This window comes from Bradyrhizobium australafricanum (assembly GCF_020329495.1).
GTDB classification, from domain to species: Bacteria; Pseudomonadota; Alphaproteobacteria; order Rhizobiales; family Xanthobacteraceae; genus Bradyrhizobium; species Bradyrhizobium australafricanum.
Window position 1 is genome coordinate 112,451 of sequence record NZ_JAGKJL010000006.1, and the last position, 13,648, is coordinate 126,098.

The 13,648-nt window shown below is 66.6% G+C and carries 11 protein-coding genes; 2 read left to right on the forward strand and 9 right to left on the reverse strand.

Going from position 1 to position 13,648, the window contains the following annotated elements; translation table 11 throughout:
* From J6525_RS07865 to J6525_RS07900, 8 genes are all read right to left on the reverse strand, one after another.
* A complete protein-coding gene (locus J6525_RS07865; RefSeq protein WP_225643408.1) occupies positions 1-1,548 on the reverse strand; it encodes an ABC transporter substrate-binding protein in 1,548 nt (515 codons plus the stop codon).
* Positions 1,545-2,570: an ABC transporter ATP-binding protein gene (locus J6525_RS07870; protein WP_225643410.1), complete on the reverse strand. Its 1,026-nt coding sequence runs from the start codon at positions 2,568-2,570 to the stop codon at positions 1,545-1,547. The genes J6525_RS07865 and J6525_RS07870 overlap by 4 nt, the downstream gene beginning before the upstream one ends.
* A complete protein-coding gene (locus tag J6525_RS07875) occupies positions 2,567-3,643 on the reverse strand; it encodes an ABC transporter ATP-binding protein (protein ID WP_225643412.1) in 1,077 nt (358 codons plus the stop codon). Before J6525_RS07875 ends, J6525_RS07870 begins: the two co-directional genes overlap by 4 nt.
* The gene (locus J6525_RS07880; RefSeq protein ID WP_225643416.1) at positions 3,643-6,075 is read right to left on the reverse strand and encodes a CaiB/BaiF CoA transferase family protein; all 2,433 of its coding nucleotides are present in this window, start codon (positions 6,073-6,075) and stop codon (positions 3,643-3,645) included. Before J6525_RS07880 ends, J6525_RS07875 begins: the two co-directional genes overlap by 1 nt.
* Before the next feature lie 173 nt (positions 6,076-6,248).
* On the reverse strand, positions 6,249-7,685 hold the full coding sequence (locus tag J6525_RS07885; protein ID WP_225643418.1) for an amidohydrolase family protein: 1,437 nt from the start codon (positions 7,683-7,685) through the stop codon (positions 6,249-6,251).
* 103 nt (positions 7,686-7,788) lie between these two features.
* A complete protein-coding gene (locus J6525_RS07890) occupies positions 7,789-8,814 on the reverse strand; it encodes an ABC transporter substrate-binding protein (protein ID WP_225643420.1) in 1,026 nt (341 codons plus the stop codon).
* Between the two features lie 44 nt (positions 8,815-8,858).
* The gene (locus tag J6525_RS07895) at positions 8,859-9,635 is read right to left on the reverse strand and encodes an ABC transporter permease (protein ID WP_225643422.1); all 777 of its coding nucleotides are present in this window, start codon (positions 9,633-9,635) and stop codon (positions 8,859-8,861) included.
* 2 nt (positions 9,636-9,637) lie between these two features.
* Positions 9,638-10,492 carry an ABC transporter ATP-binding protein gene (locus J6525_RS07900; protein WP_225643424.1) on the reverse strand — a complete coding sequence of 285 codons (855 nt, stop codon included), beginning with the start codon at positions 10,490-10,492 and terminating at the stop codon, positions 9,638-9,640.
* Between the two features lie 201 nt (positions 10,493-10,693).
* On the opposite strand from J6525_RS07900, the gene J6525_RS07905 reads away from it, so the two are divergent.
* Entirely contained in the window at positions 10,694-11,452 is a 759-nt protein-coding gene (locus J6525_RS07905; RefSeq protein ID WP_225643426.1) for a GntR family transcriptional regulator, read from the forward strand.
* A gap of 162 nt (positions 11,453-11,614) precedes the next feature.
* On the opposite strand, the gene J6525_RS07910 is transcribed toward J6525_RS07905, so the two are convergent.
* Complete coding sequence (locus tag J6525_RS07910) at positions 11,615-12,034, reverse strand: nuclear transport factor 2 family protein (protein WP_092082564.1); 420 nt, start codon at positions 12,032-12,034, stop codon at positions 11,615-11,617.
* A 152-nt stretch (positions 12,035-12,186) separates the two neighbouring features.
* On the opposite strand from J6525_RS07910, the gene J6525_RS07915 reads away from it, so the two are divergent.
* Entirely contained in the window at positions 12,187-13,449 is a 1,263-nt protein-coding gene (locus J6525_RS07915; RefSeq protein WP_225643428.1) for an amidohydrolase family protein, read from the forward strand.
* Positions 13,450-13,648: the final 199 nt, after the last annotated feature.

A 13,648-nucleotide genomic window follows, 5' to 3' on the forward strand; every position in this document is an offset into this window, starting at 1 on the left:
CTAACTCCCGAGCCAGACGTCGTCGTATTTCGGCTTGCCGAGCAGGTTCGGCCGATAGCCCTGCACCTTCTTGTTCATGGCGACCAGCTCGAACTGGAACGCCAGCGGCGCGACGAAGGCGTTCTCCATCACCAGCCGCTGCACGGTGGAGAACGCTTTGCGCCTGGTGTCGATGTCCTCCGAGGCGTGCGATTCCTTGATCGCGGCCTCGAGCTCGGCCGGCACCGGCGCGCGGCCGCCGTTGTAATAGGCGTCCTTGGTGAACATCAGCGAATAGGTCAGGCTCGGGTCGGGCCGTCCGGTCCAGGCCGAGAGCAACCCGGCGCCCTTCTTCTCCGGACCGAAGAAGGCGGCAGAGGCTTCCGCGACCGGCGCGTTGACGAAGCGCACGCCGATGCCGGCCTTGCGCAGCTGCTCGATCAGGATCTCCTGGCGCTGCACCGAATCCTGGTCCGGATAGCCGCCGAACTCGATTGGAGTGCCCTCCTTGAAGCCGGCCTCGGCGAGCAGCTTGCGCGCCTTGTCGGGATCGTACGGATAGAGCTTTGCGACCTCGGCGTCGTAGGCCCAATGCGCCTTCGGCAGGTTCATGTAGGCGGGCTCGGCGAGGCCGGCGAGCGCGGCCTTGACGAAGGATTCGCGGTCGATCGCGAAGTTGAGCGCCTGGCGGACCTTGAGATTGTCGAACGGCGGCTTGGCCCAGTTGAGGAAGATCTGAAGCACGTAGAGCGTCGGGCCATGCAGCACCTTGACGCTGGAGGCACGCTCGATGATCACCTTCTGCCGCGGCGGCAGCTGGTAGATCAGGTCGTTCTGCCCGGCGGTGACCGAGCGGGCGCCGGTGGTGAGCTCGGGAATGATCGAGATCTCGATGCCGTCGGGAAGCGGCCGCTCCGGCTTCCAGTATTTCTCGTTGCGCTTGACCACGATCTTCTCGCCGTCGGCCCAGCTGACGAACGAATAGGCACCGGCGCCGACCGGCTTGCGCGTCACGACGCCGCCCTCGGCCACCTTCAGCGCCGTCGGCGACACCATCATGCCGGCGCGGTCGGAGAGAATCCCGGGCAGCGCGGTATCGGGTGTCTTCAGCTTCAACGTCACCTGCTGCGGGCCGGTGACCTCGACCGCGGCGACCGAGAGCAGATCGGCCTTGATGTTCGACTTCGCATCGCTGCGGTTGCGCTCGAGATTGAACTTGACGGCTTCCGCATCGAGCGGCGTGCCGTCATGGAAGGTGACGCCGGCGCGGATGTTGAGCACCAGCGTGGTGGGGTCGGTGAACTTCCAGCTTTCGGCAAGGCCGGGCTTCGGCTTCAGCGTGTCGAATTCCCATTCGGTCAACGTATCGTACATCGTGAACAGGAAGGCGTGGTCGGAGCCGGCGCCGCCGGTCGCCGGATCGAGGCTCGACGGATTGGCGGGCGCCGAGATGTGCAGGGTGCCGCCCTTCTTCGGCGCGCCTTCCGCAAACGCGCGGCCGCTGAGCGTGGTGCTGGCCAATGCGCCCGAGATCAGCGCCATGGCCTCGCGTCGTGTCGTCATTGTCATGGCGTCGTCTCCGGTTGTGAGTTCGGCGAAAAATTCGGGCGATCGGCGAAATGGCAGGCCACCCAGTGATCGGGCTTCAGCTCGCGCCACTCCGGCACGCGGTCGGTGCAGAGCGGCTGCGCGTGCGGGCAGCGGGTGCGGAAGCGGCAGCCCGAGGGCGGATCGATCGGGCTCGGCACCTCGCCCTGCAGGACGATGCGGCTCTCCTGCCGCATCGTGGACGGCAGCGGCCGCGGCTCGGCCGACAGCAGCGCGATCGTGTAGGGATGCAGCGGGCGCTCGGCGACCTCCTCGGTCGGCCCGAGCTCGACGAACTGGCCGAGATACATCACCGCGACGCGCTCGCTGATATGCGAGACCACGGCGAGATCATGGGTGATGAAGACGTAGGTCAACCCGAGGTCGCGCTGCAGATCGGCAAACAGATTGAGCACGTCGCCGCGGATCGACATGTCGAGCGCGGCCACCACCTCGTCGCAGACGATCAGTTTGGGTTTGAGCGTCAGCGCGCGGGCGATCACGACGCGCTGCTTCTGGCCGCCGGACAGCTGATGCGGGTAGCGCGCGCCGAACTCCTGCGGCAGGCCGACGCGCTCCAGCGCCTCCCGCGCCTGCCGCTCGCGCTCGGCACGGTTGCCGACACCTGCGAGCTCCAGCGGCTCCAGCACCGAGGCCAGAATGGTCATGCGCGGATTCAGCGCGGCGTTCGGGTCCTGGAAGATGATCTGGTAGTCGCGGCGATGACTTTGGAATTCCCGGCGCGGCAGCACCGTTGGATCGATGCCGTCATGCAGGATGGCGCCTGCGCTGGGATTGAGCAGGAACACCAGCGCGCGGCCGATCGTGGTCTTGCCCGATCCGGACTCCCCGATGATGCCAAAGGTCTCGCCGCGGCGGACGTCGAAATTGACGCCGTCGACCGCTTTCACGGTGGCGCGGCGGTCCGAGGTCTGGAAGCGGACCTGAAGGTCGCGCACCGAAACGATGGCGTCGCGGCGGGGCTCGGCACCGGCTGTGGTCATTGCGTCGCGACCTTCGCAGCCGCCGGTACGCCGGGCGGATGCAGCGCGCCCGGCAGATTGAGCTCGGCAAAGCGCCAGCAGCGCACTCTTCTGCCGCCACCGGCGTCCCGCAGCTTCTGCTCGGCCTCGCAACCCTTGGCCGCATGTAAGCAGCGGGCGCGGAAGCGGCAGCCGTTCGGCATCTCCGCGATCGACGGCACCCGGCCCGGGATCGACGGCAGCCGGCCGTGGCGCGGGCTCAAATGCGGCAGCGAGCGCAACAGTCCCGACGTGTAGGGATGCAGCGGCCGCACCAGCGCCTCGTCGACGGTGGCGTCCTCGATCACCTCGCCGGCATACATCGTGATCATCCGCGTGCAGGTCTCGGCGACGACGCCGAGATCGTGGGTGATCAGCATCAGCGCGGTCTTCGAGGTCTCGCTGATGTCGCGCAGCAGCTCGAGGATCTGCGCCTGCACGGTGACGTCGAGCGCGGTGGTCGGCTCGTCCGCGATCAGAAGCTGCGGCCCGCAGATCAAACTCGCCGCGATCATCACGCGCTGGCGCATGCCGCCGGACAGCTGGTGCGGATAGTCGTCGATCCGCCGCTCGGGCGAGGCGATGCCGACGCGGCGGAGCATCTCCAGCGTTTTGGCGCGCGCCTCCTCATGGGAAACGTCGGTATGGACGCGCAGCGTCTCGGCGATCTGGTGGCCGACGGTGAAGACCGGGTCCAGCGCGCTCATCGGCTCCTGGAAGATCATCGCGATCCGCTTGCCCCGGATCGCGCGCATCTGCCGCGCGCTGCAGGAAGCGAGATCGACGCCGTCGAACAGGATCTTGCCGTCGAGGCCGGCAAAATTGCCCGGCAACAGCCGCAGGATCGACAGGCCGGTGATGGTCTTGCCGCAGCCGCTCTCGCCGACGATGCCGACGCGCTCGCCGGGCGCGATGTCGAAGTCGATGCGGCGCGTCGCCTGCCAGACGCCCTGCGCGGTCTTGAAGCGGATGCCGAGCCCCCGCACGGACAGCAGCGGCCGCGCGCCGTCGCGCGCCCCCTCCGCCCTGCGCTGTGCCGGCTGGCCTGTCTCCATCAGCCCGCCGCCCGCTTCTTTTCTTTCACCAGCTGCTCCTCCATCAGCATCTCGGTGCCGATGATGCCCTCGCGGGTGAGCTCATCGAGCTCGGCGTCGGAGAGCCCGAGCATGCCGCCGAGGATCTCGCGGTTGTGCTCGCCGAGCGTCGGCGGCACCGAGCGGATCGCGAACGGCGCATCGCTCTCGCGAAACGGCATCGACGGCTGCGGATGTCGTCCGATGAACGCGCGGTCGACCTGCTGGATGAAGCCGCGCGCGTGGAGCTGCGGATCCTCCAGGAGATCGATCGGCAGCCGCGCCACGCCGGAGGCAACGCCGGCAGATTGCAGCGCGGTCATCGCCGCATCGGCATCGCGCGCCGCGGTCCAGGCCGTGATCGCAGCCTCGATCTCGGCCTCGATGGCGCGGCGGCCCGCGGCCGTCTTGAGCGCCGCGTCCGCTGCCCAATCCTCGCGGCCGAGCAGCCGGGCGAGCTTTGGCCACATCGCGGCGTCGGACGCCGCGACGACGATCCAGTTGTCTTCTCCGGCGCAGCGAAAGCAGCCATGCGGCACGAAATCCGGATGGCGGTTGCCGTATTTGGTCGGCGGCTTGCCACTGGTCGAATGCGCCACGATCCAGGGCGCGGCGAACGGCATCATGCATTCGATCTGGGCGAGATCGATGAACTGCCCCTGCCCCGTCAGTTTGGCGTGGATCAGCGCGGTCAGCACCGCGGCGGCGCCGTTGAGGCCCCCGACGGCGTCGCCGAACGCGGTATGGCTCATGACCGGCGGACCAGCGGGATCGCCGACCACGCTGGGCAGGCCGGAGCCCTGCTCCAGCGTCGAGCCGTAAGCGCGGCAATCGCGATGCACGCTGCCGGCGCCGAACGCCGACATCGACATCATCACCAGCTTGGGATTGATCTTGCTCAGCACGTCATAGCCGAGGCCGAGCTTGGGCAGCACCTCGACCGAATAATTGTCGACCACGAGGTCGGCATCGGCGAGCAGGCGCTTCGCCAATTCAAGCCCCTTCGACCGGGTCAGATCGAGCGTGATGCCGCGCTTGTTGCGGTTCATGATGCAGTAGCGCACCGACTTCTCGTACATCTGCTCCAGCACATAGGCCGGACGGCGGTCGACGCCGCGCCACCAGTCCGGATACTGGGTCGCCTCGATCTTGATGACGTCGGCGCCGAGATCGGCGAGCGTGCGGGTGCAGATCGGCCCGGCCCAGCCCATCGAAAAGTCGACGACGCGGATGCCCTCGAGCGGCAAGCGATCGGTTGCAGCGGGCTTGGGCGCTGGCACGCGCGGCGCAGCCTCGCGCCTCGCCTGCTGCTCGCCGAGATCAGGCACCCGGCCGCCGCGCAGCGGCGGCGTTGCGGTCAGCCGCTGCATCGTGCCGGCGGAAAAGCCGGTCTCGTCGCCCATGGTGATCGGGACGATGGCACCACGCGCACGCTTCTCCTCATCGGCGATGAGATCCGCGACCTCCGGCACCGGCACGATTGGAATCTTGCGCTTGAGCCCTTCGGCGAACCATTCCTGCGCGGTGCGCTGCTTCAGCTTCGGCAGGATCTTGGCTTCGATTTCGGCGACATGGCGCAGCCGGTCGACCCCCATGACCAGTGTCGGATCGTCGCGCAGCTCGTCGAGCCCGAGCATCTCGCAGAACGCGCGCCACTGCGCCGGGGTCACCGTGGTGACGCCGAGCCAGCCCTGCTTGGTCTCGTAGATGCCGACCGGAAAGGTCGGCCAGAACCGGTTGACGCCGATCCGCCGCATGATGTCGCCGCGCTGGAATGCCTCGAACATGATGTATTCGGTGACGGCGATAGAGGTCTCGAACAGGCTGAGATGGTTTGCGCGCCCGCGCCCGTCCTGCATGCGCCCGAGCACCGACGATGCGGCGGCGATGAAACCCCACAGCCCGCCCAGAATCCCGATCTGGAAATCCGGCGCATGCATCGGCGGCCCCTGCTCCGGACCGACCAGCTTCACCAGCCCGGTCAGCGCGCGGATCGTGGAGTCGGTCGCCGCGAAATTGGCGTAGGGACCGCGATCGCCGAACCAGGCGAGGTCGAGATGGATCAGGCCCGGATTATCCCGCTTGATCGCGTCGAGATCGATCTCGGGACAATCCGCCGCAGCGATGCCGCGCCCGTCGAGCAGGATGTCGCAGCCGGCAATCAGCTCCCGCAGGCGGGATGCCGCGCCCGCATCGCGCGTGTCGAGCACGACACTCGACTTGTTGAAGTTGAGGAACGCAAACCACGCGCTCCGGCCTTTGGGCGTCAGCGGCGCGGTGCGGCGAAGCGGATCGCCCTGCGGCGGCTCGACCTTCTGCACATCGGCGCCGAAATCGGCAAACAGCCGCGCGCAATAGCTCGTCGCCGCAGCACTTCCGATCTCGACAATCCGCAGATGCGACAACGCGCCCATCAGGCTTCCTCGCGACACATGACCAGCCGGTGACAGCGACTGATTCAGTTTTCTTGTTGGGTGAACTTGAAGCCGCGCGACGAGTGTGATGCAAGTGGAATTTTCTTCCGCTTGACGGAATTAGCGAGCGTATGACCGAAGCTGCTGCTCGGCGCGAAGCGAAGATTGTGCAGCTAATTGCAGGTGAGCTGCGCTTCGAACCAGTGTTGCACTGAGTTCGACAATCGCGGCCATGCGCGCAAGACATGCGCGTATGTGGCCGCGCTCGCACGGGTGATGCCGCGCAGTTCCTGCTCAATGGCGGGAAGATCAACACCGAGGCACCGGCCGGCCCTGGCGACGGTGCGACCATCGACCACAAGCTCTGAGATCAGCGACGCATTGCCGCGCGCGAACAAGAGGTCGAGCGGATCGGCATCGAGAATCTGATCACCCTCGAGGCGATCGAGATCGATGCTGACGAAATCGGCCGGCGCACCGACCGCGAGCTCGCCGGTGCCCGGCGCGCCGGTGGCGCGGCGGCCGTTGCGGATCGCGAGCGTGAAGAATTCCTGAGCAGTCCATGTACGCTTGAAGCCGAGACCACCGTGCATCATCTGCACCAGCCGCATCTCGCGCAGCACGTCGTCGTCCTCATCGAGCGCGAGGCCATCGACGCCGACCGCGATTGCACAGCCGCAAGCGTGCGCCGCCGCGATTGGCGCCAGCCCGGACCGCAGGTGCAGGTTGGAGGAGAAATTGGTGACGATGCGCGCGCCCGACGCCGCGATCATCTCGAGCTCGTCGGGCCGCGCGTGGATGCAATGCGCGAGCGTCAGCCGCTCCGAGAGGAAGCCGATGTCGCGGAGATAGCGGACGATACCGCCGGGAAAATGCCGGTCGGCCCAGGCGCGCTGGTAGATCGTCTCGAGCAGATGCATGTGGATGCGGCGGCCGGTCCGCGCCGAGTTCTCCGCGACTGCTTCCAGCAGCGGCTTCGAGCACCACTGCACCCCGGCTGGGCCAAGCTGCACATCGACCTTCGGCCCGCCGATCGCCGCAGCGATCGCGTCGGTCAGCTCGATATAGGCCTGCGGCGACATCGGGGCGCGCACGAACAGCTGTTCGATCATCTTGCGGTCGTCGGCCGGAAGACCTGACAGCACCGCTTCGCTGTCGCCATAGACGATCGGGTTCTGGTCGCGCACCGCGATGGCAAAGGCGATGCGGATGCCGACATCGCCGGCGGCGCGCGCGATTGCCCTGGCTTCATCGACGAGCGGCATGGTGCCACTCGGGCGGGTGTAGTGCACCATCATCGCCGCGCAGCCGGCCTGCGCCGCGCGGGCAAACGCCGTGGCGGCGCTGAGATACGGATCGACCGGCGTGCCGACCACCGTGCGCAGGATCCAGCTCTCCAGGGGCATGCCGACCGCGCCGAAGCTCGAGGCGCGCGGGCGGGCGTGGTCGTGGGCGTTGACGAAGGCGGGAAGGATGAGGGAACGCGGGCCTGTCGCCTGGCGCGCGGCTTCGGAAATATCGGTGATGACGCCGCCGGCGTGACGGAGCACGACGTCGTTGCGGATGTCGTGGTCAGCACCGCAGAACAGACGGGTTGCCGTGACGTCCATCGGTCCCTCCGCCGTCATTGCGAGGAGCGGAGCGACGAAGCAATCCATCTATTCCCGTGCCGAAGAATGGATTGCTTCGCTTCGCTCGCAATGACGAGTAAACTTAATTCGCCGTATACACCAGCTCCCGCTCCGCGCGCGGCGGCAGGAATTCCCGCGAAAACACTTCGGCCGGGGCCGGCGTGCGGGCGAGCTGGTAGCCTTCGACGATGAAGCCGATGGCGCGGGCCATGCGGTCGTCCTTGACGTCGCCGATGCCGATGTCCTTCATCTCCGGCGAGACGATCAGCTTCTCGAAGGAATATTGCAGGCGGCGCTTCTCGACATCGACATTGATGAGATTATCGTAGTTCAGCGCCGCCTTCATGGCCGCGTTCTGGTCCTTGGCGACCGCGATCGCGCCCTTGTTGATGGCGCGGACGAGTCCGGCCACCGCCTTCGGATTCGACGCGATCAGCTTGCGCGAGACCATCACGCCGTTGGAATAGAGGTCGAGCCCGTAATCGCCGAACGAGAACCATTTGAAGTCCTTGTCGGGGTCCTGGCGGTTCAGCACCAGGTTGAAATAGCTCGTGATGTTGAACACCAGCGCGGCGTCGATGTCGCCCTTGATCAGCATCGGCTCCTGCAGGTTCGGCGCCATGTTGGAGACCTTGATCTTCTCGCCATCGAGCCCGTTCTTGTGCACGAACACCGGCAACAGCCGCGTGGTCGGCGTCCCCTGCGCGCCGCCGAGCGTGTGGCCCTCGAAATCCTTGATCGTCTTGATGCCGCTCGAGTTCTTGGCGACGATCGCGAATGGCGGTTGGTTCCACATCATGTAGACCATGACCGGCGCATCCTGCGGCTTGGTCGCGGCGTTCTGGATGATCGCGTTGACATCGCCGAAGCCGGCATCATAGGCGCCCGACATGATGCGCGTCACCGTCGCGCCGGAGCCCTCGCCCTGGTCGATCACGACGTTGAGGCCTTCCTCTTTGAAGTAGCCGTTGTCCTTGGCGTAGAAGAACGCGGCGTCCGAGCCTTGCGTCTTCCAGCCCAGCGTGAACTTGATGGTGGTGTCCTCGGCGCGCGCGGGACCGGCGACCAGGGCCAATCCCAACAGCGCGGCGCTTACCTTTCTCAGCATCGAGATCTCCTTAAGCTTCATTGCTTGACGGTTGACGAGGTGTCTCAAGTGGCGATGACATTGTCCTTGCGCGTCGCCCAGCCGGTGACCTGGCCCTCGATCAGCGAGAACAGGACGTAGAGCGCGACGCCGAGGCCGGCGAGCACGAACAGCCCGGCGAACACCAGCGGCACGTTGAAATTGGAGGACGCGGTCATCATGACGTTGCCGATGCCGCGGTTCGAGGCGACGGTTTCCGACAGCACCGCGCCGACGAAGGCGTAGGAGACCGCGACCTTCAGCGAGGCGAAGAAGAACGGCATCGTCCGCGGCAGGCCGACGTTCCACAGGATGTCGAACTTGCTGGCGCCGAGCGCCTTCAGCACGTCCTCGAGCTCGGGCTCGGTGGTGGCAAGGCCGGTGGCGATGTTGACGACGATCGGGAAGAAGCAGATCGACAGCGAGGTCAACACCGCCGGCACGGTGCCGGAGCCGAACCACAGCACGAAGATCGGCACCACGGCGACCTTCGGGATCGACGAGAAGCCGACTAGCAGCGGATAACAGGTGTCGTAGGCGGTTTTTGACACCCCGATCACGGCACCGAGCGCGACGCCGAGCGCCACGCCGAGCACGAAGCCGATCATGGTGGTGGCCAGGGTCTGCACGATGTGCGGCCACAGGATCGGGAATTTCTCGAACAGCGTGACGAAGATCTGCGACGGCCGCGGCAACACGAGGTCCGACATCCCCGTCATCAGGCAGAACAGCTCCCAGGCGACGAAAAACAGCACGATCAGCGCCGCGGACCAGGCCTTCTGCCTGATGTCTGACACGGACATGGTCAGGCTCCCTCTCGCGCCGCGGTGCGCGCATCGACGATGAAGGCGCGGAGCTTCTGGTTGAGTGCGACGAAGTCGGGCTCGAAGGTCATCGCCACGGTGCGCGGACGGGCGAAATCGACCCTGGAGTCGTCGAGGATGCGGCCGGGCCGCGCGCTCATCACGCAGATGCGGTTGGCGAGGAAGCCGGCCTCGCGCAGATCATGGGTGACCAGCAGCACGGTCGGCCTGTGGGTGATCCAGAGCTGTTGAAGGATTCCCCACAGCTCCTCGCGGGTGAACTGGTCGAGCGCGCCGAACGGCTCGTCGAGCAGCAGCATGCGCGGCTCGTGGATCAGCGCGCGGCACAGATTGGCGCGCTGGAGCATGCCGCCGGAGAGCTGCCACGGATAGCGACCGCCAAAGCCCTTCAGCCCGACCTGCTCGAGCAGCGTGTTGGCCTTGTCGCGGAATTCGGTCTTGCGCAACTTGCGGAACTGCGAGCGGAACGGCTCGACGATCTTCAGCGGCAGCATGATGTTCTTTTCGATCGTCATCCACGGCAGCATGGTCGGGTTCTGGAACGCCATGCCGACCCGCACCGCGCGCGCCGCGACCTCGCGGCCGCCGACGATGACGACGCCGGTGGTCGGCCGCGCCAGGCCACTGACCAGCCGCAGGATGGTGGACTTGCCGCAGCCGGACGGGCCGACCAGCGCGACGAACTCGCCGTCGGCGATCCGCAGCGTGGTTGTCGACAGTGCCGGCACGGCGCGGGCGCCGCGGCCGAAGGTCACGGAGGCGTCCGACAGCGCGATCGCGGTCGGCGCGGACCCGGCGGCCATCGGCTCGCCGGCGAATTCGGAGTTTGGTTGCATGCGCATCACGAGCAAAGTGCATGCAAGCCGGATGCCAGCGGCCGTAGCGTTGAAAATCAAGGAGATCGCGCGTTCCGCGCCTCAAAGGCCGGATTCCTTTTGGGCAATCCGCGGCTCAAACTGCATGCAATTCGAGCGCCCGATTGCTCTGGCGGTATGATAAAGAGGCGTTCGAAGCACCTTCGAGAGGGATTCGCGGCAATGGCGGGGCGCGCCGACATCGGCAAGACGGCTGAATCGTCAGACAAGGTCAGCGTGATCTGCCGCGCGCTGCGGCGCGCGATCATCGAGCAGGCGCTGGAGCCCGGCGCCAAGCTGCCCGAGGATTCGCTCGGCGAGCGCTTCGGCGTCAGCCGCACCATCGCACGGCATGCGCTCGGGCAATTGGCGGCGGAAGGCCTGGTCGAGCTGCGGCGCAACCGCATCGCCGTGGTGGCGACGCCGAGCTGGCAGGAGGCGCGCGATGCCTTCGATATCCGCATCGAGCTCGAGCGGCTGGTGGTGCGGCAACTCGCGGGCAAGCTGACCAAGGCGCAGATCGCCGAGCTCACAGCCCATGTCGACGCCGAGGATCGCGCCCGCGACGGCACCGACGCGGTGTCGATCCGGCTCGCCACCGAATTCCACATCCTGCTCGCCCATATGACGAGCAGCCCGATCCTGGTGCGCTATGTCAGCGAGGTCGCCTACCGCTGCTGCCTGACGCTGTCGCTCTATAGCCGGCCGCATTCGTCGGAATGCGCGATCAACGAGCACCGCGCGATCATCGCCGCGCTGGCGAAAGGCGACGTCGACAAGGTGATGGGGCTGATGCACAGCCACCTGGATTCCGTGGCGACCCGCGCGCTGGTCGCGCCAAGCCCGCAGCGCGGCCGCGATCTGCTGGATATTCTGGCCCCCTATGCCGACGAGGCGAGCGGCGAGAAGCTGGTGAAGCTGCCGAAGGCGGCGCGGCGCTGATGCTCTTACCTCGCCCCGCCTGCGGGGAGAGGTCGGATCGCATCGCAGATGCGATCCGGGTGAGGGGGTACAGGTCTATCCGCGGCCGATACTCGCGGATGCAGCCCCTCACCCCGACCCTCTCCCCGCAAGAGCGGGGCGAGGGAGAACTGGCACCGCTTCCTACGCCTCGATCCCCCGCTGAATCAAAATCCGCTCGGCGCTGTCGTTCCAGACGTCCATCTTGACGATCTGCCCGCCCCGCACCACGAAGCGGTCGACATAGCGGTTGCCTTCGAACGGCGTGCCGTCGGTCCATTCGCCGTAGAGCGTGCCGACGCTATAGACGACGGTCTCGTCCGTGCCGGGGCAGACATCGAAGCGGTCCATTCTCTTCTTCACCCAGCGGTAGCGCTTCGCGTTGAAGGCGGTCGGCCCGCGCGGATGGTCGAATTCGCGCCCGCCGGTGAAGGTGATCACCGTGTCCGGCTTCATATAGGCCGCGGCCGCATCCGGATCGGGGATCATCGACGCCGTCAGATAGGCCTCGACGATCTCGGCATCGGACATCGGGCGGGCATCGGCTTTGGCGGGTGCGGACATGGGGCCTCCAGGAATAATCAGGACTCTACAATCTGCCGGCAAAAGTGTATGCATATTTTTTAGACAATCGAACCATAAAACTGCACACAATCTGGTGCTGCCGGATCCTCGCCCCTCCGCTAGGCTCAGACCATCCTGATGTTTCCTCGCCGATGATCGCGAAACCTGCCTTCGACCTCGTCTTCCGCAATGCCGTGACGCGCAGCTCCGCCGCCGCGGTCGATATCGGCATCGCCGGCGGCAGGATCGCCGCGATCGCGCCGCGCCTCGTGTGCGAGGCGGTCGACGTCGACCTCAACGGCCGGCTGGCGTTGCCCGGCTTCGTCGACAACCATATCCATCTCGACAAGGCCTGCCTGCTCGGCCGCTGCGGCCACGATCACGCCAGCCTCAGCGAGGCGATCCGCGCGGTGTCGGCGATGAAGCGCGACTTCACGGTCGAGGATGTCTATGCGCGCGGCTCAAAAGTGATCGAGCGCGCGATCACGGCCGGCACCACGCGGATGCGGACGCATGTCGAGATCGACCCGAGGATCGGGCTGCGCGGCTTCGAGGCGGTCAAGGCCTTGAAACGCGACTATGCCTGGGCGCTCGACCTCTCGCTCTGCGCCTTTCCGCAGGAGGGCCTGACCAACGATCCCGGCGCCGACGAGCTCTTGGTCGCGGCGCTCAACGACGGTGCCGAGGCGGTCGGCGGCTGCCCCTATGTCGACAGCGATCCGAACGCGCATATCGCGCGCATCTTCGACCTCGCGCAGGAGTTCGACGTCGATGTCGACCTCCATCTCGATTTCGACCTCGATCCTTCCTGGTGGCACATGGAGGAGGTCTGCCGGCAGACCGAGCGGCGCAACTATCACGGACGCGTCGCGATCGGGCATGCGACCAAACTCTCCGCGCTGCCGCCCGAGCGGCTGAAGGCGGCGAGCACGCGCCTCGCAGAGGCCGGTGTCGCGGTCACCGTGCTGCCGGCGACCGATCTCTATCTGATGGGCCGCGACGCCACCCACAACGCGCCGCGCGGGCTGACCGCCGCGCACCGGCTGGTCGCCGATGGCGTGCTCTGCTCGGTCGCGACCAACAATGTGCAGAACCCGTTCACGCCGTTCGGCGATGCATCGCTGCTGCGGATGGCCAATCTCTACGCCAATGCGGCGCATGCCGGGATCGGCGAGTTCGACGCCTGCCTCGATCTCGTCACCGACCTGCCGGCGCGGCTGATGAACCTGAAGGATTACGGCATCGCGGTCGGCAATCCCGCCGACATCGTCGTGCTCGATACCGACAGCGGAACCAACGCGATCGCCGAGCTGCCCGACGTGCTGATGGGCTTCAAGCGCGGCCGCAAGACGTTTGAGCGTCAGCGGCCGACATTGTTCCGGCCTGACACCGAGATGTTTGTCCCGTCATCCTGAGGCGCGAGCTCTTGCGAGCCTCGAAGGATGCACGGCCCCGTGAGATCCACGCGGAAAGAGCCGGGCCGTCGCCCTTCGAGACGCGCGCAAGAGCGCGCTCCTCAGGGTGACGGTGAACGAAGAGGCGAGTGCCGCCTTGCCAATACGCATTGTCGCCTTGCCCTGGCGCGAATTGACGCGTCCGCCGATCCGTTGTTGG

Bases quoted from the DNA above. Each gene is read 5' to 3' on its own strand.
- J6525_RS07865 (WP_225643408.1), bottom strand. From the start codon at position 1,548: ATGACAATGACGACACGACGCGAGGCCATGGCGCTGATCTCGGGCGCA.
- J6525_RS07870 (WP_225643410.1), bottom strand. From the start codon at position 2,570: ATGACCACAGCCGGTGCCGAGCCCCGCCGCGACGCCATCGTTTCGGTG.
- J6525_RS07875 (WP_225643412.1), bottom strand. From the start codon at position 3,643: ATGGAGACAGGCCAGCCGGCACAGCGCAGGGCGGAGGGGGCGCGCGAC.
- J6525_RS07880 (WP_225643416.1), bottom strand. From the start codon at position 6,075: ATGGGCGCGTTGTCGCATCTGCGGATTGTCGAGATCGGAAGTGCTGCG.
- J6525_RS07885 (WP_225643418.1), bottom strand. From the start codon at position 7,685: ATGGACGTCACGGCAACCCGTCTGTTCTGCGGTGCTGACCACGACATC.
- J6525_RS07890 (WP_225643420.1), bottom strand. From the start codon at position 8,814: ATGCTGAGAAAGGTAAGCGCCGCGCTGTTGGGATTGGCCCTGGTCGCC.
- J6525_RS07895 (WP_225643422.1), bottom strand. From the start codon at position 9,635: ATGTCCGTGTCAGACATCAGGCAGAAGGCCTGGTCCGCGGCGCTGATC.
- J6525_RS07900 (WP_225643424.1), bottom strand. From the start codon at position 10,492: ATGCAACCAAACTCCGAATTCGCCGGCGAGCCGATGGCCGCCGGGTCC.
- J6525_RS07905 (WP_225643426.1), top strand. From the start codon at position 10,694: ATGGCGGGGCGCGCCGACATCGGCAAGACGGCTGAATCGTCAGACAAG.
- J6525_RS07910 (WP_092082564.1), bottom strand. From the start codon at position 12,034: ATGTCCGCACCCGCCAAAGCCGATGCCCGCCCGATGTCCGATGCCGAG.
- J6525_RS07915 (WP_225643428.1), top strand. From the start codon at position 12,187: ATGATCGCGAAACCTGCCTTCGACCTCGTCTTCCGCAATGCCGTGACG.